The 19,642-nt window shown below is 68.8% G+C and carries 19 protein-coding genes and 2 pseudogenes; 7 read left to right on the top strand and 14 right to left on the bottom strand.

The window, feature by feature from the left end; genetic code table 11:
- The first annotated feature begins 158 nt into the window (after positions 1-158).
- Positions 159-746: a MarR family transcriptional regulator gene (locus ACWDEN_RS43665; protein WP_450863537.1), complete on the top strand. Its 588-nt coding sequence runs from the start codon at positions 159-161 to the stop codon at positions 744-746.
- A 355-nt stretch (positions 747-1,101) separates the two neighbouring features.
- On the opposite strand, the gene ACWDEN_RS43660 is transcribed toward ACWDEN_RS43665, so the two are convergent.
- Positions 1,102-1,536, bottom strand: coding sequence for an ATP-binding protein (locus ACWDEN_RS43660; RefSeq protein WP_450863535.1), 435 nt, complete (start codon positions 1,534-1,536; stop codon positions 1,102-1,104).
- Positions 1,533-1,964, bottom strand: a complete 432-nt coding sequence (locus ACWDEN_RS43655) for a DUF6415 family natural product biosynthesis protein (RefSeq protein WP_351614117.1) — start codon at positions 1,962-1,964, stop codon at positions 1,533-1,535. Before ACWDEN_RS43655 ends, ACWDEN_RS43660 begins: the two co-directional genes overlap by 4 nt.
- A 193-nt stretch (positions 1,965-2,157) precedes the next feature.
- On the opposite strand from ACWDEN_RS43655, the gene ACWDEN_RS43650 reads away from it, so the two are divergent.
- On the top strand, positions 2,158-3,513 hold the full coding sequence (locus ACWDEN_RS43650; protein ID WP_351614120.1) for a hypothetical protein: 1,356 nt from the start codon (positions 2,158-2,160) through the stop codon (positions 3,511-3,513).
- Positions 3,514-3,676: 163 nt separating this feature from the next.
- Here ACWDEN_RS43650 and ACWDEN_RS43645 read toward each other — a convergent pair.
- Positions 3,677-3,931, bottom strand: a pseudogene (locus ACWDEN_RS43645) (transposase); the annotation flags it as partial.
- A 190-nt stretch (positions 3,932-4,121) separates the two neighbouring features.
- On the opposite strand from ACWDEN_RS43645, the gene ACWDEN_RS43640 reads away from it, so the two are divergent.
- Positions 4,122-4,787, top strand: a complete 666-nt coding sequence (locus tag ACWDEN_RS43640; RefSeq protein WP_450863532.1) for a nitroreductase — start codon at positions 4,122-4,124, stop codon at positions 4,785-4,787.
- Positions 4,788-4,858: 71 nt separating this feature from the next.
- On the opposite strand, the gene ACWDEN_RS43635 is transcribed toward ACWDEN_RS43640, so the two are convergent.
- On the bottom strand, positions 4,859-5,521 hold the full coding sequence (locus ACWDEN_RS43635; RefSeq protein ID WP_450863530.1) for a DUF4097 family beta strand repeat-containing protein: 663 nt from the start codon (positions 5,519-5,521) through the stop codon (positions 4,859-4,861).
- 262 nt (positions 5,522-5,783) lie between these two features.
- On the opposite strand from ACWDEN_RS43635, the gene ACWDEN_RS43630 reads away from it, so the two are divergent.
- Positions 5,784-6,509: a helix-turn-helix domain-containing protein gene (locus ACWDEN_RS43630; RefSeq protein WP_450863529.1), complete on the top strand. Its 726-nt coding sequence runs from the start codon at positions 5,784-5,786 to the stop codon at positions 6,507-6,509.
- A 58-nt stretch (positions 6,510-6,567) separates the two neighbouring features.
- Here ACWDEN_RS43630 and ACWDEN_RS43625 read toward each other — a convergent pair whose 3' ends face one another.
- Positions 6,568-7,137 (bottom strand): dihydrofolate reductase family protein, encoded by a 570-nt coding sequence (locus ACWDEN_RS43625; RefSeq protein ID WP_351614128.1) that lies wholly within the window; start codon positions 7,135-7,137, stop codon positions 6,568-6,570.
- A 103-nt stretch (positions 7,138-7,240) separates the two neighbouring features.
- Here ACWDEN_RS43625 and ACWDEN_RS43620 point away from each other — a divergent pair, with 103 nt between their 5' ends.
- Positions 7,241-7,831, top strand: a complete 591-nt coding sequence (locus ACWDEN_RS43620) for a TetR/AcrR family transcriptional regulator (RefSeq protein ID WP_351614131.1) — start codon at positions 7,241-7,243, stop codon at positions 7,829-7,831.
- Here the strand turns inward: ACWDEN_RS43620 and ACWDEN_RS43615 are convergent.
- From ACWDEN_RS43615 to ACWDEN_RS43585, 7 genes and pseudogenes are all read right to left on the bottom strand, one after another.
- Positions 7,806-8,141 (bottom strand): annotated as a pseudogene (locus ACWDEN_RS43615) (cytochrome P450); the annotation flags it as partial. The gene ACWDEN_RS43620 and the pseudogene ACWDEN_RS43615 overlap by 26 nt on opposite strands.
- A gap of 82 nt (positions 8,142-8,223) precedes the next feature.
- Positions 8,224-9,012, bottom strand: coding sequence for an ABC transporter permease (locus tag ACWDEN_RS43610; protein WP_450863527.1), 789 nt, complete (start codon positions 9,010-9,012; stop codon positions 8,224-8,226).
- Positions 9,009-10,025, bottom strand: a complete 1,017-nt coding sequence (locus tag ACWDEN_RS43605) for an ATP-binding cassette domain-containing protein (protein ID WP_450863525.1) — start codon at positions 10,023-10,025, stop codon at positions 9,009-9,011. Before ACWDEN_RS43605 ends, ACWDEN_RS43610 begins: the two co-directional genes overlap by 4 nt.
- A gap of 104 nt (positions 10,026-10,129) precedes the next feature.
- Entirely contained in the window at positions 10,130-10,972 is an 843-nt protein-coding gene (locus ACWDEN_RS43600) for a DUF4097 family beta strand repeat-containing protein (protein WP_351614139.1), read from the bottom strand.
- Positions 10,973-11,054: 82 nt separating this feature from the next.
- A complete protein-coding gene (locus tag ACWDEN_RS43595; RefSeq protein ID WP_450863523.1) occupies positions 11,055-11,573 on the bottom strand; it encodes a hypothetical protein in 519 nt (172 codons plus the stop codon).
- 770 nt (positions 11,574-12,343) lie between these two features.
- The gene (locus tag ACWDEN_RS43590; RefSeq protein WP_351614218.1) at positions 12,344-12,655 is read right to left on the bottom strand and encodes a cyclic nucleotide-binding domain-containing protein; all 312 of its coding nucleotides are present in this window, start codon (positions 12,653-12,655) and stop codon (positions 12,344-12,346) included.
- Positions 12,655-13,107 (bottom strand): MarR family transcriptional regulator, encoded by a 453-nt coding sequence (locus ACWDEN_RS43585; RefSeq protein WP_228626272.1) that lies wholly within the window; start codon positions 13,105-13,107, stop codon positions 12,655-12,657. The genes ACWDEN_RS43590 and ACWDEN_RS43585 overlap by 1 nt, the downstream gene beginning before the upstream one ends.
- Positions 13,108-14,097: 990 nt before the next feature.
- On the opposite strand from ACWDEN_RS43585, the gene ACWDEN_RS43580 reads away from it, so the two are divergent.
- The gene (locus ACWDEN_RS43580; protein WP_351614144.1) at positions 14,098-15,363 is read left to right on the top strand and encodes a ParA family protein; all 1,266 of its coding nucleotides are present in this window, start codon (positions 14,098-14,100) and stop codon (positions 15,361-15,363) included.
- On the top strand, positions 15,360-16,640 hold the full coding sequence (locus ACWDEN_RS43575; RefSeq protein WP_351614147.1) for a ParB/RepB/Spo0J family partition protein: 1,281 nt from the start codon (positions 15,360-15,362) through the stop codon (positions 16,638-16,640). Before ACWDEN_RS43580 ends, ACWDEN_RS43575 begins: the two co-directional genes overlap by 4 nt.
- A gap of 149 nt (positions 16,641-16,789) precedes the next feature.
- Here ACWDEN_RS43575 and tpg read toward each other — a convergent pair whose 3' ends face one another.
- The gene (tpg, locus tag ACWDEN_RS43570; RefSeq protein WP_351614150.1) at positions 16,790-17,344 is read right to left on the bottom strand and encodes a telomere-protecting terminal protein Tpg; all 555 of its coding nucleotides are present in this window, start codon (positions 17,342-17,344) and stop codon (positions 16,790-16,792) included.
- 6 nt (positions 17,345-17,350) lie between these two features.
- Positions 17,351-19,561 carry a telomere-associated protein Tap gene (gene tap / locus ACWDEN_RS43565; RefSeq protein ID WP_450863520.1) on the bottom strand — a complete coding sequence of 737 codons (2,211 nt, stop codon included), beginning with the start codon at positions 19,559-19,561 and terminating at the stop codon, positions 17,351-17,353.
- Positions 19,562-19,642: the final 81 nt, after the last annotated feature.

The raw sequence follows: 19,642 nt of genomic DNA, 5'->3' as shown, positions 1-19,642 counted from the left end.
TGTTTGGTAATCGAAGGAACCGAGGGGTTCCTTCGATTACCAAACACGACATGATGTAAGTGGTAATCTACAGGTCGTCAGAAAGCAGGCCAAAGAACAGCGCAGGTCGGGGGACGTACGTGTCAGAGCAGGGACGCGGCCGACACGGCCGGAAGCTGGTGAACACCGCGACCGGCGAAACCCATGAGTTATGGGAGATCCGTGAGGAAGACGACCCTCGCCGCTCCTACGCCTTCGGCGGCCGGCACGGGCAGTTCAGCTTCGCCCGCATCATGGCCATGCTGGCCAAGGACTCCGGGATCACCGGTGACGATTTCCGCGTCTTTTTCTACTGCGGGATCATGACGTACGAAGAAGGTGGCGCGACCGCGAAGGAGGCCGCAGAGTTCCTCGGACTGACCCCGCAAGCCACCCGGAGGATCACCAAGAAGCTCGCCGAGCACAAGATGCTCCTCGTAGCCGAGATCATCGGCCGGACCATCAAATACCGGGCCAGCCCTCACATCATCTCCGCCCTCTCCGGACGGCAACAGTCCGAGCAAGCCGCCGCCTTCCACCTGCCGACCCTGCCAGGACGCTCCGGATCAGCGACGAAGGGCCGAACCAATGACACGTCAAGACCCGTACCCCGAACTCACCGCCCTGCAGGAACGGACGAGAGAACTGCCGCACCTGAAACAGAACATACTGATGACGTACGCGATCCTGGGCGGCCTGGAGCACGCCGTCGAACGCACCGCGGCTGAGCTGGCCGAACGCATAGGGGTTCCCGCCCCTCACTTCTCACGCGCCCGCGGAGAACTGACCGAAGACGAATGGCTGGAGCACACACACAGCCAAGGCCAGGTGAAGTTCTTCCGCCTCGGCAAAAAAGCCACTGGACGAGCAGTCGTAGTACCACTACGAAACCGAACAATCACCTGAAACGCGCGTCTCACCCGACAGCCTGCCCAACCACCGCCGCATCTGTGCGGCATGCAGCTGTGCTCGGCCGGAGAGCACGGGGCCGACGAGGTCTATCCCAACGCCGAGGAACCGCGCGGAGACGAGCAAAGAGCACGGTTTCTGCGCGGCGGTGGTGCGTCGCGGTACGCCACAGCCTCACGGGCGTGTCTCCAGCAGGGCCCACACGCGCTTGCCCCAGGGAGAGATGCCACCGAGGACGTCACAACCCCAGCGCAGGGCGCACGCGTCGACCAGGAGGAGCCCTCGGCCGGCGGTCTCGTCCGGGCCCGGGATCCGCAGCGCGGGCAGGCGGCGCGGGGCACGGTCAACAACGGCGACATACACGCGGCCAGCATCGGGCCGGTCCACTCTGATCCGCAGCGTAGACCCCGCCGCATGCCGCACAGCGTTCGCGACGAGTTCAGCGACGACGAGTTCGGCCGTGTCGACATCGCGGCGGTCCACGCCCCACGCTGACAGTGCCACCCGGACCAGGCGCCGGGCCTCCTCGCCGCTCTGGGGGACTCGCTCACGTACGAGGGTGTAACCGGGGTAGCCGTGACTGCGGGGCCTCGCTGCTGTACGGGTCACCACTGGTCCCCGTCCGCGCAGTCCGCGGGCCGGTCATCTCCTGCGCTGAGCTGCTGGTACATGGCCAGCAGAGCGCGGCAGTGCGTGGCCAGGTCCAACAGGCCGGATGTGTCCGCAGGGTGGGGAGCGCCGGTGCGTACGGCGGAGAGGGTACGGCGGGCGTGGGTGAGAACGTGCAGGCCGGTGCGCCACCATTCGCCGCGCGCACGATACACGAGGCTGCGGACTTCGGGAAGCAGCAGCTGCACGTGCCCGACCAGCAACGCAGCCACGTCCCGTTCGTGTCCGGACAGGCGGGGAGCCCACAAGACCGCTTCGCAGGTGCGGCGGATCATGTCGGTATCAACCGCGGCGGATTGTGCGTCATCGACGACGAGTTCGTGCGCGGCGCGCCGTGTCGCGGTCGTCTCCTCGGACGCTCTGATCATGGTGGTGGGCCTCTTCGACATCGATGGGTGCCCGGCCCGCGCCCTCGGGGGCTGCGGAACGAGCCGGGCCGTCAGCCTGGTCGGACTCGGTCCCCGAACGGCTGGTAATCACTCAACGCCTGTGCGCGACTACGGAATAGGGAGGAAGCTGGAGTAACGGTTGAACTGGTTGAACGCACTCGGGGGTGCATCGATGGCACGTCGACCGCGAACACCGAACACAGCTCTTGCCGCCCTCATGCAGGCTGAGGGCGTCGGAAACGCACAGCTTGCGCGCCGGGTGAACGCTGTCGGCCGTGAACTGGGGCTCCAACTGCACTACGACAAGACGACCGTGTCCCACTGGCTCGCCGGGTCCACCCCAAAGTCCGAGGCGCGCGCTGCGATCGCCGAGGCACTGTCGCGGCTGGTCGACCGGCCCGTAACGTGCGCTGAGCTGGGCTGGGACACCAAGGGCGAGACCGGTGCAGAACCAGCTGACGGCCGCGATGTGGTGGCGGGAGTGATCGACCTGAGCCGAGCAGACATGGACCCCTCACGCCGAGGCATGCTCCAGACCGGGCTGTACGCCGCCGCCCTGGCCGTGCCCCGGTTCGAGGACGTCGCCGGACGGACGGAGGCAGCGAAGGCTGGACGGACCGTGCGCATCGGCGCCGCTGACGTCGAGACGGTCAGGCTCATGACCGACAAGGTGGCCGACATCCTTGATCAGGTCGGTGCAGGGCACGCCCGCCCGATGGCCGCAGCGTGGCTGGCGAACACCGCCGGACCCTACTTGCAGGCGGGCGGCACGGACCGGGCCCAACGCGACATGCGCGCCGCCGTCGCCGACTTCGTGTATCTGGTCGGCTGGATGGCCATGTACGAGAACCAACAGGGCCTCGGTCAGCAGTACTACCTGCGGGCCCTCGATCTCGCGGGCGCCGCCGAGGACCACGTGACCTACTGCCGCACCCTGCGCGGCATGTCGTTGCAGGCCACACACCTCGGGCATGGGCAGAAGGGTCTCGACCTGGCCGACGCCGCTGCCGAAGCCGCCCCGGCGGCCGGCCCCCGCTTGGTGGCGTTCCTGCGCGGGCAGCAAGCTGCCGCCTCTGCCATGGTCCCCGGCGACCGACGTACCGCTCTTGCCCGACTCCGCGAAGCCGAGGCCGCACTGTCCCGCGCCGACGACCGCCGAGACGCCGTAGGCGGCTACGACCGGGCCGCCCTCCTGTTCCACGAGGGACAAGTTCGGTGGTCAACCGGTGACCGCGCCGGCTCCATCGCGGCGCTGCGCCGCTCGAACCAGGCCCGGTCGCCGCTGGAGCGGCAGGGACGACTTCACTGCCTCGGGGTGATCGCAGAACGGCAGATGACCATGCGCCACGTTGAGGCCGCCTGCGAGACGTGGGGCGAATTCCTCGATGCTTACGCAGGCTTGTCATCAGCCCGGGGCGACCAACACCTGAAGACACTCCTCAAGTCTCTGTCTCCCCACCGCGGACTCGCCGCCGTCCGGGACCTGGAAGAGCGTGCGCGGCAGGTAGCCAAACTCAAAGCAGCCTAGAAGCACCCTGTACGGCCCTGCCGGCGCCGATCTGCATTCCCGATATCGGGACACTTACCAAGAAAGGCTGATCGGCGCCTACAGGTACTCAGCAGGTTCGAATCCTGCCCTCTCCGCACAAGCCCCCGTCATGGGGTGAGATCCAGGACGCGGACCGGCTCGGCGGTGGTGCCACACGTGCTCCGGCCGCGTGCTGGTGGGCCCGTACTGACGTCAAGTCCACGGAGATGGCCCAGTCGATGTCACCGACTGCGTCGGCCTCGGCCTGGAACCGCTGGAGCAGGAGTTCCCAAGTGCCATCTGCCGACCAGCGGCGATGCCGCTCGTGCACCGTCTTCCACGGCCCACAACACTCCGGCAGGTCACTCCACAGCACACCCGTCCTGATCCGGTAAAGCATCCCGTTGATCACCTGCCGCAACGCCCGTTACTCACCCGCAGAAGCAGCCGAAGCCGCTTCCACTGATCGTCCGTCACATCACCTCTGTCTTCCGCAGTCCCATCAACAACTGGACTGATCGTCGGGGGGCTGTCCAGCCCCTGACGACGCTCGGCTCTGACCGCTGAATACGGTAGAGCGGCCCGGTCGAGTGAGAGGACGCGATGACGTGGATGTGTATGAGGCCGTGGACAGTCGCCGGGCTGTGCGGGCGTTCAGTGATGAGCCGGTACCCAAGGAGACACTCGAACGAGTGCTGGCTGCTGCGACGCGGGCTCCGTCGAGCGGGAACCTCCAGCCGTGGCATGTGTTTGTGGTCACCGGCGAGCCCTTGGCCGAACTGAAGAGGCGCGCGACCGCCAGGGCACTGGCGGGAGACCCGGGGGACGAGCGGGAGTACCCGATGTACCCGGCCGAACTGAACTCGCCGTATCTGGACCGCTTTTCCGCCGCGGCCGCCCAGCGGTACAGAGCGCTGGGAATCGAGCGCGACGACCCCGACAGACCCAAGAAGATCGCCGCCTTGAACTCGGAAGCGTTCGGGGCACCGGTCGTGCTGTTCTGCTACCTCGACCGGACCATGGGGCCCGGACAGTGGGGGGACGCGGGCATGTACTTGCAGACGGTCATGCTGTTGCTGAGGGCGGAAGGGCTGCACAGCTGCCCCCAGGTGATGTGGACCATGTACCGCAAGACCGTCAGCCGGGCAGTGGGTGCCGACGACGGGCTCGTGCTGTTCTGCGGCGTCTCAGCGGGATTCGAGAAGGAAGACGCACCACGGCTGCGTACCGGGCGGGCAGACATGCGAGAAACAGTGAGCTTCATCGGAATGTGACCGCTGAGCAGTCAAGATCCCCAGTCCAGGCCCTACGGCCTGGACTCGAGCATGTGTGACGTTCTGCTTCTTCAGAGGCTGCGGGCGGTGATGTCGCCGTGGGAGGTCGTGGCGCGGATGTCGAGATCGGCGGTGCCGTCGTTCTTGAGGGCGTTGCTGATACGGCCGTAGCTGGTGCCGGCGTCCAGGGCGGCCGAGACGCCGGCGGCTGCGGTGACCGTGATGTCGCCGGAGGAGGTGCGCAGCACGACCGTGCCGCCCATGGCCTCGGCGATGCGGATGTCGCCCCTGGCGGTGCTGATCTGTGCGGGGCCGCCCAGCCGGCCGACCTCAACGTCGCCGTCGGTCGCGGTGAGGCGCAGGCTCGCGACCTCGTCCAGCTTGATCTGGCGGTACGCGCCGTCGAAGACGACGTCGCCGAGACGGCCGGCGGTCCGCAGTTCGGCACTGACCGTCTTGGCCTCGATACGGGAACCCGCGGGCAGCTTCACCGTCACCTCGACGGATCCGGAAGGGCCGAGGTACTCGTTCTTCGCCGCGCTCTCGATCCGCAGGACCCCGTCGGCGTAGTTCACCGTGGTCTGTTCCGCCGCCTTCACGTCACGGCTCTTCGAAGGGTTCGCCGGCAGGACCTCGACGGTGGTGTCGGCCCGGTCCGCGGCGATGAACTGGACCCGTCCCGCGGGGATCTCCAGGACGGCCAAGACGGGGGCGGGGGTGTCGAACTTCTGCATGATGCTCTCCTCTACGCTTGCGGCCCACTGTTTTCTGATACTGGAAACGCTACGTTGCTTTCCAGTTCAGTGCAACATGTTCTTTGCTTAGAAGCAGTATTTGTGCAGGTAGATGGGCAATAATCATTGCAACGGTCTCTTGATTAACGCAACGAAATGGGCAGTGATCGTTGCAATACAATGACGATGAACGCTATCGTGGAAGCGCCAGGGAACGCCGGGCGCCACCACAGGACACCCATGGAGCACGAAAGGGGCTGCGATGCCGGGAGGCAGACTCACCCAGCAAGAACGCCAGCAGATCGCTGCCGGACTGGCCGACGGCCTCCCCTACGCCGAAATCGCCCGCCGTCTCGAGCGTCCGACCTCCACGATCACGCGTGAGGTGACGCGGAACGGCGGCCCCACCGGCTACCGCGCCGACCTGGCCCACCGCGCCACCCAGCAGCGCACCCACCGGCGCAAACCCGCCGCGCCCCAGGGGCCGCAGGCGCTTCCCCAAGCCCACGGACGCGATCCCGAAGCCGTACGCGACTACCAGGAAACCCTCACCAGCGTCCTCATGGCCTCAGGCGTGCCCAGGATGATGGCCCGGGTGCTGGGCTGCCTCTACACCACCGACACCGGCAGCCTCACCGCCTCCGAACTCGCCCAGCGCCTCCAGGTCAGCCCCGCCTCCGTCTCCAAGGCGATCACCTATCTCGAAAGCCTGGACCTCGTCCGCCGCGAACGCGACGAACGCCGCCGCGAACGCTACGTCGTCGACGACGACCTCTGGTACCAGTCCATGATCCGCAGCGCCCGCGCCAACGACCAGTTCATCGAGACCGCACGGCAGGGCGTCGCCGTCCTCGGCCGCGGCACCCCGGCCGCCAACCGCCTCGAAAACGCCGCCCGCTTCCTCGACTTCGTCGGCGAAGCACTCATCCGCGCCGCGGAACAAGGCCGCGAAGTCCTCTACACCAGAACCAAAAGCGCCCCGGACTGACCGGGAGAGTCCTGAGTGAAGGAGCCCCTACACGGACGGGGCGGGGAGTGCTCTCACGTCATTTCCTCGTATAGGTGACGATGCTGACACCGGAGTCGAAGCCGCGGCGTGCGGTCGGCAGAAAGCCGGTCGGGGCGAACGGGCCGTCGAACAGCGGGATTCCGGAGCCGATGACGACCGGATTGTGCTTGATGATCAGCTCGTCGATCTCGTCACGGAGCGCCGCGGCCAGCTTGCCGCCGCCTGCCAGCCAGATGCCCATACCGTCCTGTTGCTTCAGGTTGCGCACCAGTTCGGCCGGGTCGTCGGCGACGATCTCCACCTCCGGGTCGGCGGAGACCAGAGTGCGCGAGACGACGTACTGCCTCAGGTGGGCGTAGGGGCTGCTGATACCTGCTTTCAGGGCCGGCTCGTAGGTGCCGCGCCCCATGATCACGGTGTCGAAGTGCCGGTGCGGGGTGGCGGTCAGCCCGAGCGGCCCGCGAACGTGCACCGGCATGGTCTCGGGATACTCGGCGAGAATCGCCTCCCGAACCTCCCCCTCGAAGGGCAGGAAGTCGTAACTGCCGTCCGGGCCGGCGATGTAGCCGTCGAGGCTGGCAGCAACGTAGTAGGTGAGCTTACGCATCCGGTCTCTCTTCCTATGCGCCCATTGATGTACTGTGCTTGAAGTGGTTTGAATGTAGTACTGCACTTGCAGTGGCGTCAATGTGTTTTCTCAGGAGCTGCCCATGCGTCAGAACCCGGCCCGCCGCACCGCCTTGCTCGACGCCGCCATCGAGGTCCTCGCCCGCGAGGGCTCCCGTGGCCTGACCCTGCGCGCCGTCGACAAGGAGGCATCCGTGCCCACCGGCACGGCGTCCAACTACTTCGCCAACCGCGCCGACATGCTGGCCCAGGTCATGGGACGCACCCGCGAACGCCTGACACCCGATCCGGCCGAGCTCGCCGACACGATGAACGCCGAGCCGTCACACGAACTCGTCAAGACCCTGATGCTGCAGCTCGTCGACCGCATGCGCCGCGACCGCAGCAGCCACCTGGCCATGCTCGAACTGCGCCTGGAGGCCGCCCGGCGGCCCGAACTCCACGCGGAACTGACGCGGTTCCTCACCGCCGAGCTGGACACCAACATCGACTTCCACCTGGGGCGCGGCTTGCCCGGCGACCGCACCGGGGTGGTTCTGCTCTACCTGGCCATGCTCGGACTGATCGTCGATGACCTGACCGTCCCCGAACTTCTCACGGCACACCGGCTCGACACACTGATCGACACCATGGTCACGCGCCTCCTGCCTACGGAGCCGTTTCCGTCCACGTGACCGGCAGTTCGTGGACACCGTAGATATTCATGTCGGTCCTGAGCTTCACCTCGCCGGCGGGGACGGCGAGCTTGAGGGTCGGGAAGCGCCGCAGCAGGCCGGCGAAACCGGCGCGCATCTCGATGCGGGCCAGTTGCCGGCCGAGACATTGGTGGACGCCGTGGCCGAAGGTCAGGTGCCCTCGGGCCTTGCGGCGGATGTCCAGGGTGTCGGGGTTGTCGAAGCGCCCGGGGTCACGGTTGGCGGCCAGCAGTGAGACCACGACGGTCGACCCCTTGCCGATGGTTTCACCGCCGAGTTCGACGCACGAGGCGGCGTACTCCGACGTGGTGTCGTGGTACGCCGCCTTCGGGTGGAACGAGTTGGCGGGGTGGCCCGCGCTGTCACGGCGGTTACTTCGGGTCGCTGTTGAACTTCGAGGCGGACCAGAAGTAGCCGAGCACCGCGAGGCCGACGCACCAGGCGACGGCGAGCCAGCCGTTGTTGCCGATGTGGGTGCCGAGGAGGAGTCCGCGGAGGGTCTCGATGGCGGGCGTGAACGGCTGGTACTCGGCGATCGGCTGGAACCAGCCCGGCATGGAGTGCAGGGGGACGAAGGCGCTGGAGAGCAGGGGCAGCAGGATCAGCGGCATGGCGTTGTTGCTGGCGGCCTCGGCGTTGGGGCTGACCAGGCCCATCCCGACCGCGATCCAGGTGAGCGCCAGGGCGAACAGGACGATCAGCCCGAATGCCGCGAGCCAGTCCAGGGCGGTGGCGTCGGTGGAGCGGAAGCCGATGGCCACGCCGACCGCGCCGACGAGGATCACACTCATGACCGACTGCAGGACGCTGCCGATGACGTGTCCGATGAGCACGGAGCCGCGGTGGATGGCCATGGTGCGGAAGCGGGCGATGATGCCCTCGCTCATGTCGGTGGAGACGGACACGGCGGTGCCGATCGTGGTGGAGCCGATCGTCATCAACAGCAGGCCCGGCACGATGTAGGCGATGTAGTCGGAGCGGTGGGCACCGCCGCCGAGGCCCGCGCTCATCGCGTTGCCGAAGATGTAGACGAAGAGCAGCAGCAGTATCACGGGGGTGAGCAGCAGGTTCAGGGTGAGGGACGGGTAGCGGCGCGCGTGCAGGAGGTTGCGGCGCAGCATGGTGGTCGAGTCGCGTACGGCGAGGGAGAGGGAGCTCATCGCTGGGTCTCCTTGGGCTGGCTCGGCCGGCTCGGCTGGGCGGGCACGTCGGGGGTGTCGGTGAGGGCGAAGAACACGTCGTCGAGGTCGGGGGTGTGCACGGTCAGCTCGTCGGCCTCGATGTCGGCCGAGTCCAGCCAGTCGAGGATGGAGCGCAGCTCGCGCTGGCTGCCGTCGCTGGGGATGCGCAGCGAGAGGGATTCGTCGTCGCGGGTGGCCTCGCGCAGCGCGGAGGCGGCGGACTGGTACGCGGTCGGATCGGTGAAGCGGAGGCGTACGTGTCCGCCGGGGATGAGCCGCTTCAGTTCGTCGGCGGTGCCTTCGGCGGCGATCTTTCCGTTGTTCAGGACGGCGATGCGGTCGGCGAGTTCGTCGGCCTCTTCCAGGTACTGGGTGGTGAGGAAGACGGTGACACCGCCCGTGACCAGCTCGCGGATGATCTGCCACATGGTGTGGCGGGAGCGGGGGTCCAGGCCGGTGGTCGGCTCGTCGAGGAAGATGATCCGCGGGTTGCCGACCAGGGTCATGGCGATGTCCAGGCGGCGCTTCATGCCACCGGAGTAGGTGGAGGCGGGCTTCTTCGCCGCTTCCACCAGGTCGAACCGCTCCAGCAGCTCGGCGGCCACCCGCCGGCCCTCGCGCTTGGACAGGTGGTGCAGGTCCGCCATGAGGAGCATGTTCTCCTCACCGGTGATCAAGCCGTCGACGGCGGAGAACTGCCCGGTGACACCGATCGCGGCACGCACGGCCTGCGGGTCGACGGCGAGGTCGTGACCCGCGACCTGGACCTGCCCGCCGTCGGCGGTGACGAGCGTGGACAGGATCTTCACCGCGGTGGTCTTGCCGGCGCCGTTCGGGCCGAGCAGGGAGAAGATCGTTCCTTCCGGGACGGCCAGGTCGATGCCGTCGAGCACGGTCTTGTCGCCGTACGACTTGCGCAGCCCTGTGGCAAGGACGGCGGCGGGCACCTGCGGGCCGCCCCGCCTGGACGTGGGCATGACAGATGTGGGCATGGAGCCCTCCTGTTCGAAGGGTGAGGTGACGGGGTGAGGTGACGGGGATGAGGTGACTGGGATGAGGTGACTGGGGTGAGTGGACGAGTTCGCGGGGCCGGCGCTCAGGCCCGGGCGCGGCGGACGTCGATGTTGCCGTGGCGGGTGCGGGCGCGGATCTTGACGGTGTCCTCGGTCTTCTCCGGGGTCTCGGACGCGGTGAGCGAGTTACGCACCTGGCCGGAGCCCGAGTTGACGTCGAGCCAGGCGGCGGTGCCCTCACGGACGCCGACCTCGATGGCGCCGTAGGCGGTCTCCAACTGGACGGTGCCGCAGGAGACTTCGCCCACGCGCAGGGTGCCGTGGGCGGTGGTGGCGGTGACCGAGTCCTCGGCGCGCGCGATGTCGATGTCGCCGTTGGCACCGCTCACCCGCAGCTCGCCGGTCGCGGCGCCGACGGTCGTGGTGCCGTGCGAGTTCTTCAGGACGGCGGGGCCGTCGAGGAGGCCGACGCGCAGGCTGCCGGAGCTGGTGGTGATCTCGGCCATGCCCTCGACGCGGTCCACGGTGATCGATCCGTGCGATGCCTTCAGGTGCAGCGGGCCGGTGGTGTCGAGTCGGACGTCGCCGGACGAGGTCTTCACACGGACCTCGCCGAACCGGCCCTCGCCGAGCACCTGGGCCCAGGCACCGGTCACGTCGATGCGCGAGCCCACGGGCAGCTCGACCGTCACGTCGACGACGCCGGTGCGGCCGAACAGATTGGACTTGGGCGTCCTGATGGTCAGTGCGCCGCCCGCGTAGTCGACCTCGGTCTGCTCGGCCGCCCGCACGTCCAGGTCCTTCTTCGGGTCGCGGGGCTGCACCTCGACGACCGTGTCGAGGCGGTCGCCCGCGAGGAACTGGATGGAACCGGCCTCCACGCGCGCCGTGGCCGAGATCGCTTCGGGGGTGTCGAAAGAAGGCATGGCTGTCCCGTCCTCTTGAGTCTTTGGGTCGTCCCCGCTGGTGGGACGTGGTCTGGGTGAAGTGAGGCGGGCGGGGGCGCGGCTAGCGCACCCAGCCCGTGAAGCTCTGTCCGACGGCCTGGGTCCTCTCCGGCGTACGCGGCCGGGTGCCGCCCTCGACCGCAGCCGACACGGCCCGCACCAGCCATGTGTTGACCGACAGGCCCTCGCGGCTCGCCGCCTCTTCGGCGCGCGCCTTGAGGTGGGCCGGCAGACGCAGATTGACGCGGGCGGTGCCGCCCTCGCCGCCGTCGGCCGGGGCCGGGGTCCTGTACGGCTCGACGGGCGCGGCCGGTTCCGCGATGGCACCGGTGTCGGTGGGCGGCGGTGTCACCACGAAGTCGGGGTCCAGCCCGCGCAGCCGTACGTCGACCGAACCGGGCGCGAGCTCGCGGGTGATCTCATCCATCGCGGCGGAGAGCACATTGAGCATGGTCAGCCGGGTCGCCGACTCCAGAGGAGCGGTGAGCCGCTCGGCGAGCTCGCGGGCGTCTTCCCCGCCGGCCTCGGCGGCCACCGCAAGTTCGCGGCGGAGGGTGTCGACATACGGGGTGAGGTCCATGGCACCATGATTGCACCACGATGGCGCCACATGCAAGCCCGAGTGGCACCTCTTAGGGGCGAGCTCGGGGATCAGGCGTCTCACCTGCGGAGACGCGAAGAAGGTGACCCGAGTCAGCGTGGCGTCATGCGCGCTCGTGCGCTGATGGAAGCGCGGGATGGTACCGGCTGGCACCGCATGACGCCATGCGGTGCCATGCGGTGCCATGCGGCGCCATGGTGGCGCGGGTTCGCCGTGAGTTCCTGGCTGACGGTGAGCGGCGTGACGTCGGACGGGAGCCCGGCTTCCTGGCGTCAGATCCGCCAGGAACGGATGCGGTCGGCCGCGTCGTACCTGTCGGCGCGGACAGCTGGACGAGACCGACAGCGCCCGCCTCGCCCTGCAGGTCGGCGACATCGCCGTCGGCGCCGCCCACGGCGACATCACCGCCCGCAGCCTGTAGTCAGCCGTGTGTGCGCCCGCCAGGCAGGCAGCTATTACGCCGTAATAGGGGCCGGGCTTATTACGGCGTAATAGCTGCCGACGCGCCTCGGCATGTTGCCAGGCAGCGTCAAGCCCCGGAGTCGGACCCCTCGAGGGTCCACGCAGGTTCGGATCCTGCCCTCCCCGCAACGCGAGAGCGCAGCAATATGGCCTCGGCCGCCGTGATGGCGGTCGAGGCCGTACGCGTACATGGCCGTAGCCGCTGTCCTTGCGTCAGGGTGAAGCGGAAACGGACCGGGGAGCTTGGCTCATGTACGTCACGTCAATGAGGTGCGCTCCCCGGGACGTCAGGTCGCCCGACGCAGGGGGACGACGACGTTCTCACCCAGTCGCTTGGGGTCGAGACGGTAGTACTTGATGTGCCCGATCCGCTCGGTCTCCTCCAGCCAGCCGGCCTCGATGACCTGCTTGCGGGTGCGGGAGAAGACGGGAGGGGCCATGCCCACGAGCTTGGCCAGGTTGGCCGCGGTCTCGAGGACGGCGCCGGACCGGTCGGTCGGGTGCAGGGCGTACAGCATGACGACGAGACGCTGGTTGGCGCTCATGCCCGCTGTCTTCTCAAGCAGTTCGAGGTTCTTCTGCTTGTCGTCGCTGCTGATCACTGGACCTCCCACCGTGCAGGAACATTGTCATCGAATCCGGGGATGTCCGGCGGGTTGCAGGTCTTCACCGCTTCGCGCTGCTCGATCCCTGTGCCGTGGAAGGCGATGTACGGGCTGATCCGGTAGAAGTTGTAGTTGCCGATGCGTCCACGGATGACCAGGATGCGGTGTTTGGCCAGCTTCCTATTGATCTTTCCGACCGCGTCGGTGGACATTCCCACTCGTTTGGCGATGTCCGCTCCGGTGGCCCGCAGCGGTTCCATGCCCTCGGGAGAGACCCCGATCCACCACAGAACGAGGAACTTCTGACTGGGCGTGAACGCCTTGGACTCGGTGATCGCCTCGACTCGTGCCTTGTCGACCTGTGTGTGCCGGCCGGAGAAGGCATACGGCGCATAGGGGACCGGCTCGCCGGTGTCGGCGTCGACCAGTCTGCGTACTGCTCCCAACGGGCCCTCCGTGGAAGGGGGGTGATTGGTGGTTCATGAGGGACGGCTCTGGGGCCGACCAGATGAACTTAACGTACATGAGCATGAAGTCAATCAGCTCCGCCTGTCGGCCGTGTCGCCTGCCGTCCCGTCAGGGCCTCGCTGTGCGGTCGCGGCCGCCTCGGGCACCGGCTCATGTACGCCACGTCAATCTGGTGCGGCTGGAGGATCGTGGTACCCGGTTCCTGCAGTCGGGGTGGCGGTTCTCTCGGTCGCTGTCCCGGTCCGGTCGGTCGTGGTGTGAGGTTGCCAGGACCGGGTGGTACGTCCGAGGGATCCGGGCACCCCGATCCGTGGATCGTTCTGCACGGTCCGTGGAACTGCCAGCCAGTTCCCACGATCTTGGTTGTTCGATGCGTTTCTGCAGGTCAGAGCCGTATTGGCGGCTGCGCTCTCTTCCCTTGGCAATCGGTGGTCGGCCCGCCCGCGCAGCCCCCCGCAGCCCCCGAAGGGGCCGAGGGCTATTACGGCGTAATAGGAAGCAGCGACTCGCGCCGAACGGCGGCACACCCAACTGACCCCAGCCCGCGAACACGTCCGCCCGGTCCGGCCCTCGGCTCGACACGGGACCGAGCCCCGCTCGAGGCTCGCCCGGCAACGAGTCCTGGCGCGCACGAGCCCGTCGCTTCCCGGCGCGCACGGCTCGAGCCACGACGAAACGGGTTCGCGCCGGGAAGTGGCGGGGCAGCGGGGTCCAGGGGCCGGCGAAGGCCCCTGGTACCACGCGGCCCAGCCCACCTGCGTGAACGACCGGGACTGTGATGACGGCGGGTGCCGGTGGGAGGGTGGTGACCCGCGCCCATGAGCGGGCGAAGCGGGAGGAGAGTTCTGCGCCTGAGCTATTACGGCGTAATAGCTCAGGGCCGCGAGTGTCGTCTGGCGTTGCGTCAGAGCGCTTCAACTAACGTGTCGATGCTTCCAAAGATCTTGGACGTTAGTAAGGTGTCGTCTATGAGTTCGCCAGCCACGTCCAGCGACCGCGAGAAGGTCGTCTCCAAACTGCCGGGATGGCTCCGGCAGAACCTCAAAGTCAGAGCCGCCCAGCACGGCATCGAGATCCAGGCGGCTGTCGAGCAGGGCATCCGCGACTGGTGCACGCTCGCCTCCACTCCCCCGGCCATCGACACCTCACGCGCCGACTCGTTCTCCACGTTCCTGCCGCCCGGCCAGTGGGACGAGTTCCGCCAAGTCGCCGCGGAACGGCGTGTCTCGCTCATCCAGGGCCTGGCACAGTCGGTCCAGCTGTGGCTCGACGCCAATCCCGCGCCGCACGTGGAGCGGCCCGAGATCACCCGTCGCATCATCGTGTGCAACCAGAAGGGCGGTGTCGGCAAGACGGCGATCACGGCGGGCCTCGGCGAAGCACTTGCCGAGGATGCCGACAGCCTGCATGCCGTCAGGGTGGCCAAGGCTCTCGCCGAGGCTCTGCGTGCGAGCGACACCGAGTCCGACGACGTGCCCGGCGGCGATGACCCGCTGAGCGTGGAGAGCCTGCCGGGGCTCGGGCTGCGGGTCCTGCTGGTCGACTTCGACCCGCAGTGCCACCTCACCAACCAGCTCGGGGCGGCGCCCCTGCCCATGAACGGCGACAGCCTGACCAACCACATGGCGGGCGACCCCAAGGGCGACCTTCGCGACCTCATCGTCTCCGTCGACGACGAGACCTTCGGCGGCCGGCTCCATCTGCTGCCCGCCTGCAACGACGCCTTCCTGCTCGATGTCCGGCTCTCCGCCGTACGCGCCAGGGAAGCGGCACTCGAACGTGCCCTTGCCCCGCTCGAGGCCGACTACGACGTCATCCTCGTCGACTGCCCGCCCAGCCTCGGTCTGAGCATGGACGCCGCCGCGTACTACGGCCGCCGGCGCGACGGCGAGAAGCTCGGTCAGTCGGGCGCGCTGATCGTCGTGCAGGCCGAGGACAGCTCGGCGGACGCCTACGAGCTGCTCACCACTCAGATCGACGACCTGCGCGGCGACTTGCAGGTCGACATCGACTACCTCGGCATCGTCGTCAACCTCTACGACTCGCGCCGCGGCTTCATCGCAACCTCCTCGCTCCAGGGGTGGGTCGACATAAAGGATCCGCGGGTCGTCGGGCTCATCGGCGATCTCAAAGAGCAGAAGGAAGCGGTCCGGATGAAGCGGCCCCTGCTGTCCTACGCCCCCAAGTCGCAGCAGGCGATCGGGATGCGCGCGCTGGCCCGGGAGATCGTATGAGCAAGGCCGACCAGCTGGGATCCGGGCGCTTCGGCGGGGGAGTGCGCCCCGTGAGCGCGCGCCGCCAGGCCGTGGCCGCCGCCACCGGGGTCCCCACCGAGGGCGTCGCCCCGCCCACCGAGCTTCCGCCGCACCGCATCAGCCTCAACCCCGACAACCCCCGCTCCCGTCTCGGTGACCTCACCGATCTGGCGGGCAGCCTGAAGACGCACGGCCAGAAGCAGGCGATCACGGTGATGAACCGCGATGCCTACATCAAGGTCAACCCCGAGCGTGAAGCCGACCTCGAACCCGACACCACCCACGTGGTCATCGACGGCAGCAGCCGCCTCGCCGCTGCCCGCGAGGCGAAACTGCCCGCCGTCAAGGTGATGGTCAGCGACGACCAGGGCACCAACTCCGAGGAACTCCTCGAGTCCGCCCTCGTCGCCAACATCCACCGCAGCGACCTGGGGGAGCTCGACGAGGCCCGGGCCCTGCGGCGGCTGCTGGCCATCCACGGCAGCCAGACCGCGCTGTCCAAGCGGCTCCACCGTTCCCAGGGCTGGGTGTCGCAGCGCCTGGCGCTGCTCAATCTGACTCCCGAACTGCAGCGCCGTATCGGTGACGAGCCCATCGATCTGCTGCGTGCGGTGGCCAACAAGCCGGCCGCGGAGCAGGAGGCGGCGCTCCGGGAACTCAAGGACGAGCGGGCCCGGAAGGAGGAGGACAAGCGCGGCCGGAAGACGGCGGGCGAGAGCGAGGCACCGGCAGTCACCGCCCGGCAGCAGCCGGAGGAGCCGGAGGGCTATTACGGCGTAATAGGGGGCGGCGAGCCGAGCGCGCCTGCGGTGACCGGTCAGGTGGAACGGACCGGTGCTACCGGATCGGGCCGGCAGGCCGGGACGGCCGACGGCTATTACGGCGTAATAGGGGATGCCGAGCCGGATGCGGCGGCCTCGGGGGCCTCAGCGGCCTCGGATGTCTCGGGGGTCTCGGGTGTCTCGTCGGCACCGACCGCCGGTGACGCAGAGGTGCAGCAGCCCGTGCCGGAGCCGCGGACGGAGGCGTCCGTCACCAGCCCGCAGGCGGATGCCTCGACCGGCGCTCATCCGCGCCGGGTGCCGTACAACGAGCCCGGGATCCTCGCCATGCTCCTGGACCGGAACATCGACAGCGACGACATCTTCTTCGACCTGCTCCGGTTCCTGGGCAAGAAGGGGCTGGAGCGGAATCCTGCCCGGCTGGCCGAGCTGGCGCGGTCCCTTGCCGAGCAGGCCGCCGTACCGGGCGACTGATCTCCACGTCGACAAGCGGATGGGCCGGCTCCCTCGGGGGCCGGCCCATCCGCTGACGTCGTCCACCGCTATTACGCCGTAATAGCTCGGCCCCGCCGCCCACCCCTTATTACGGCGTAATAGGTCGACCGCCGCGAGCCGCAGCGGCGCTACAGGGAGATGTCGATCTGATCGACGTCGGTGAACTCCACGTCCAGGCCCTGGGCTCGGGTGTTGTCGGCCCGGAAGTACATCTCTCCCAGGCCCTCCGCCGCGATCTGCAGAAGCTGGTCCTCGGTGGCTCCGGCGTCCCGGGCCGCGAAGAGCCGCTCGGCCCAGCGGGGCGGCAGAGCTTGGGTGATGTCCCGGATGCGGGCGTCGTCGGTGGTGCCCGGGGCGGCGGTGAAGCCGAATCTGGCCCGGGTGGCGAAGACCAGGCCGTCGGTGCTGACGGCCTTCTGCTTGGCCCGCGCCCGGACCTGCGGCTGCCAGCGGTGGCGCACCTCGCGCTCCAGGCGGGCGGCGAGCTCCGGACGGGGGTGTTTCAACTGGCCGGTCACATAGCGTTCCACGGTGCGCTGAGAGATGCCGAGCAGTTCGGCAACCCGCCTGGTGCCCTTGAGCTGCTTGACGAGGTATCGCATCCGGGCCGGGGCGCTCTTGGGGATGGGGCGGGTGAACGCCTGCTCCAGCGCGCGGTCCAGGCTGTCCCCTACCGAGTCCATGGCCGGCTACTCCCCTTCGGCGGCGGTGCCGTCGTTCTTGATGTGGTTGGCGATGTTGAACACACCGCCGTGCTGCTCGAACTGTTCCTCCGCCCACAGCACGGTCTGTGTGCCCTGGTGCTTGATCATGCCGGGGCTCACGCCCAGCCGGAACGTGCCCGGCACGGGCTTGCCTTCGGGGGTGTACGGCAGGAAGTCCAGCGGGCTGGGGCCGGGGGAGGGGTAGACGAGGGCGTCGGTGCCGATGGCCACGGGATAGAGGCCGGTGGCGGCCGCCGTCTTCATGATCTTGCGGTGCATGCTGACCCGGACCGTCGCCAGGACGGCCGCCCGGATGTCGGGGCGCCAGGTCGGGCGGGCGAGCGCCGGCCACGGCTCGTAGTACGGCACCTGGCCCCGGTTGCGCTGGCGCAGTTTGCCGATGCCGCCCTTGGCCGTCGCCTTGATGGCCTTGAGCACCAGGGCCAGCGTCGGATCGGCGTGCCGGGAGCGGGCCATGGCGTGCAGGAACTCCTCACCGTCCATGGCGGTGCTCACCCCGAGGTCGGCCATGGTGGCGATGTAGGCGTCGCGCAGCCGCTTGTACCAGGGGTCCAGATAGCGGCCGGTCCGGGTGCGGACGTAGGCCTCGATCGGTGTGACCTCGAAGCCGAGTTCCCGCGCGTACGCCACGGTCGGCGTGGCGTACCAGGCCGGGCCCTCCGGCCGGTCGCCCCTCGGCGTGAACGGCGACGGGAGCCGGTCGGCGTCCAGGGTGCGGCCGCCCACTTCCACCCGGGAGAGGTCGACGTGGGAGAGGTCCACCAGCCACGAGCCGGGCAGCGAGGGGTCGAAGCTCGGGTTGCCGGTGAGGTGGGTCGGTCCGTTCAGCCCGACGGTGAGACCGTTGGCGGCCGCCGCGAACGCCATGTTGACGTCGATGGCGACGAGGTACGGCTGCATGCACTCGTCGTCGGTGAGCTCCCGGCACCAGTCGTACGGTTCCTCCAGCAGCATCTCGGCCGGGGTCCGCTGGTGGTGGCGGGCGAACCTGCCCTTGAGCAGCGGGTGCTCGTCCGGGACCTCGCACTCGACGACGTCGTACACCTCGGTGAGGGCGTCGGCGTTGAAAGCCTGCTTGAACTCTCCGGTCTCCGGGTCCTTCTCCGCTCGGGTCGGCGGGCGCAGCGCTGTCATCAGCTCCAGGCCGGTGACCGCCGTGGTGCCGCGCGGGGTCATCACCCGTTCCGCGTAGGTGCCGAGGAACCGTGCGAGGTCGGCGGCCGGCGTGCCCGGCAGGCGGGGGTCGTTCTTGTCGTCCCACTCCTCCACGGGCAGCGCGCCCCAGGACGGGATGCACAGCTGTACGCAGCGGCGGCGGGCGCCCTCGGGGTCGCGGTAGAGGCGCGCCCACGGTCCGAAGCTGAGCTGGGTCAGCTGCAGTTCTGCCTTCTTGACCTGCTTGACGACCCTGTGAGTGTCCTTCAGCCGTCCGGCGCGCCGTTCCTCCGGGGAGAGGGTGACGGGCAGGCCGTAGCGCTCCAGGGCGGCGGGGGTGAGGACCAGGACGGGGTCGGCGTCACGGCCGTGCCGGTGCAGCCGGGCCTGGCCGAGCCTGGCTTCGGTCAGGGTCCAGTCCACCAGGGCCGGGATGCTCTTGGCGGGTACGTCGAGGACCAGGCCGCCCACGCAGTAGGCCACCACCTGCTCGCCCTCGAGGTCGACGACGGCGAGGGGGCCGTTCTCGAAGCGGGGAGCCATGGCCTCGGCCGTGGTCCCGGAGGGGGCCGGTGTCCCGGGGGGCTTCCTCGGTGCGGTCTTCGGCCGGGGGGCGGCCGGGGGCCGTGCTCCGGCCGGCCGGGGGGCCTCGGGCGCGACCTCGGGCTGCGTTTCCGGCTGGAGGGGAACGGAGGTTGCGGGCTCCGGGAGGGGAGGGGCCGGGGGCGGGGGAGTGGTGGACGTCTCCTGGGGCGGGAGGGCCGGGGCCGGGAAACGTTCGGCCAGCTTTTCCAGGAAGCGGGCGTAGGCGGCCCGTTGGGGCGGGCGGGGCTCGTTCCTGCCCGACTCCCAGCTCGCGACCGTCTCCCGGCGGGTCGCCAGTGCGGCCGCGACCTGGGTCTGGCTCAGCCCTGCGGCCTCGCGCAGGCGCCTGCGCTCGGCGGGCGACGGCAGGTCGTTCTGGGCGACTTCCTCGAGCAGCGCGTCGACCGCGCTGAACAGCTCGTCCTGAGTGGGCACGGAGCTCACCTCCAGCTCACACCCTATCCCCGCCGCTCTCTGGATCGCCCACCGAATCGCTTGCGGATCGCACACGACTGT

Source organism: Streptomyces sp. NPDC001153 (genome assembly GCF_053598315.1).
This window is presented reverse-complemented; position numbering and strand designations above follow the sequence as displayed.

What these genes read in the sequence shown, in the direction of transcription:
- ACWDEN_RS43595 (WP_450863523.1), bottom strand. Translation starts at nt 11,573, where the DNA reads ATGGACCTCACCCCGTATGTCGACACCCTCCGCCGCGAACTTGCGGTG.
- tpg (WP_351614150.1), bottom strand. Translation starts at nt 17,344, where the DNA reads ATGGACTCGGTAGGGGACAGCCTGGACCGCGCGCTGGAGCAGGCGTTC.
- ACWDEN_RS43655 (WP_351614117.1), bottom strand. Translation starts at nt 1,964, where the DNA reads ATGATCAGAGCGTCCGAGGAGACGACCGCGACACGGCGCGCCGCGCAC.
- ACWDEN_RS43630 (WP_450863529.1), top strand. Translation starts at nt 5,784, where the DNA reads ATGCCGGGAGGCAGACTCACCCAGCAAGAACGCCAGCAGATCGCTGCC.
- ACWDEN_RS43610 (WP_450863527.1), bottom strand. Translation starts at nt 9,012, where the DNA reads ATGAGCTCCCTCTCCCTCGCCGTACGCGACTCGACCACCATGCTGCGC.
- ACWDEN_RS43600 (WP_351614139.1), bottom strand. Translation starts at nt 10,972, where the DNA reads ATGCCTTCTTTCGACACCCCCGAAGCGATCTCGGCCACGGCGCGCGTG.
- ACWDEN_RS43635 (WP_450863530.1), bottom strand. Translation starts at nt 5,521, where the DNA reads ATGCAGAAGTTCGACACCCCCGCCCCCGTCTTGGCCGTCCTGGAGATC.
- ACWDEN_RS43605 (WP_450863525.1), bottom strand. Translation starts at nt 10,025, where the DNA reads ATGCCCACATCTGTCATGCCCACGTCCAGGCGGGGCGGCCCGCAGGTG.
- ACWDEN_RS43580 (WP_351614144.1), top strand. Translation starts at nt 14,098, where the DNA reads ATGAGTTCGCCAGCCACGTCCAGCGACCGCGAGAAGGTCGTCTCCAAA.
- ACWDEN_RS43625 (WP_351614128.1), bottom strand. Translation starts at nt 7,137, where the DNA reads ATGCGTAAGCTCACCTACTACGTTGCTGCCAGCCTCGACGGCTACATC.
- ACWDEN_RS43575 (WP_351614147.1), top strand. Translation starts at nt 15,360, where the DNA reads ATGAGCAAGGCCGACCAGCTGGGATCCGGGCGCTTCGGCGGGGGAGTG.
- ACWDEN_RS43620 (WP_351614131.1), top strand. Translation starts at nt 7,241, where the DNA reads ATGCGTCAGAACCCGGCCCGCCGCACCGCCTTGCTCGACGCCGCCATC.
- ACWDEN_RS43650 (WP_351614120.1), top strand. Translation starts at nt 2,158, where the DNA reads ATGGCACGTCGACCGCGAACACCGAACACAGCTCTTGCCGCCCTCATG.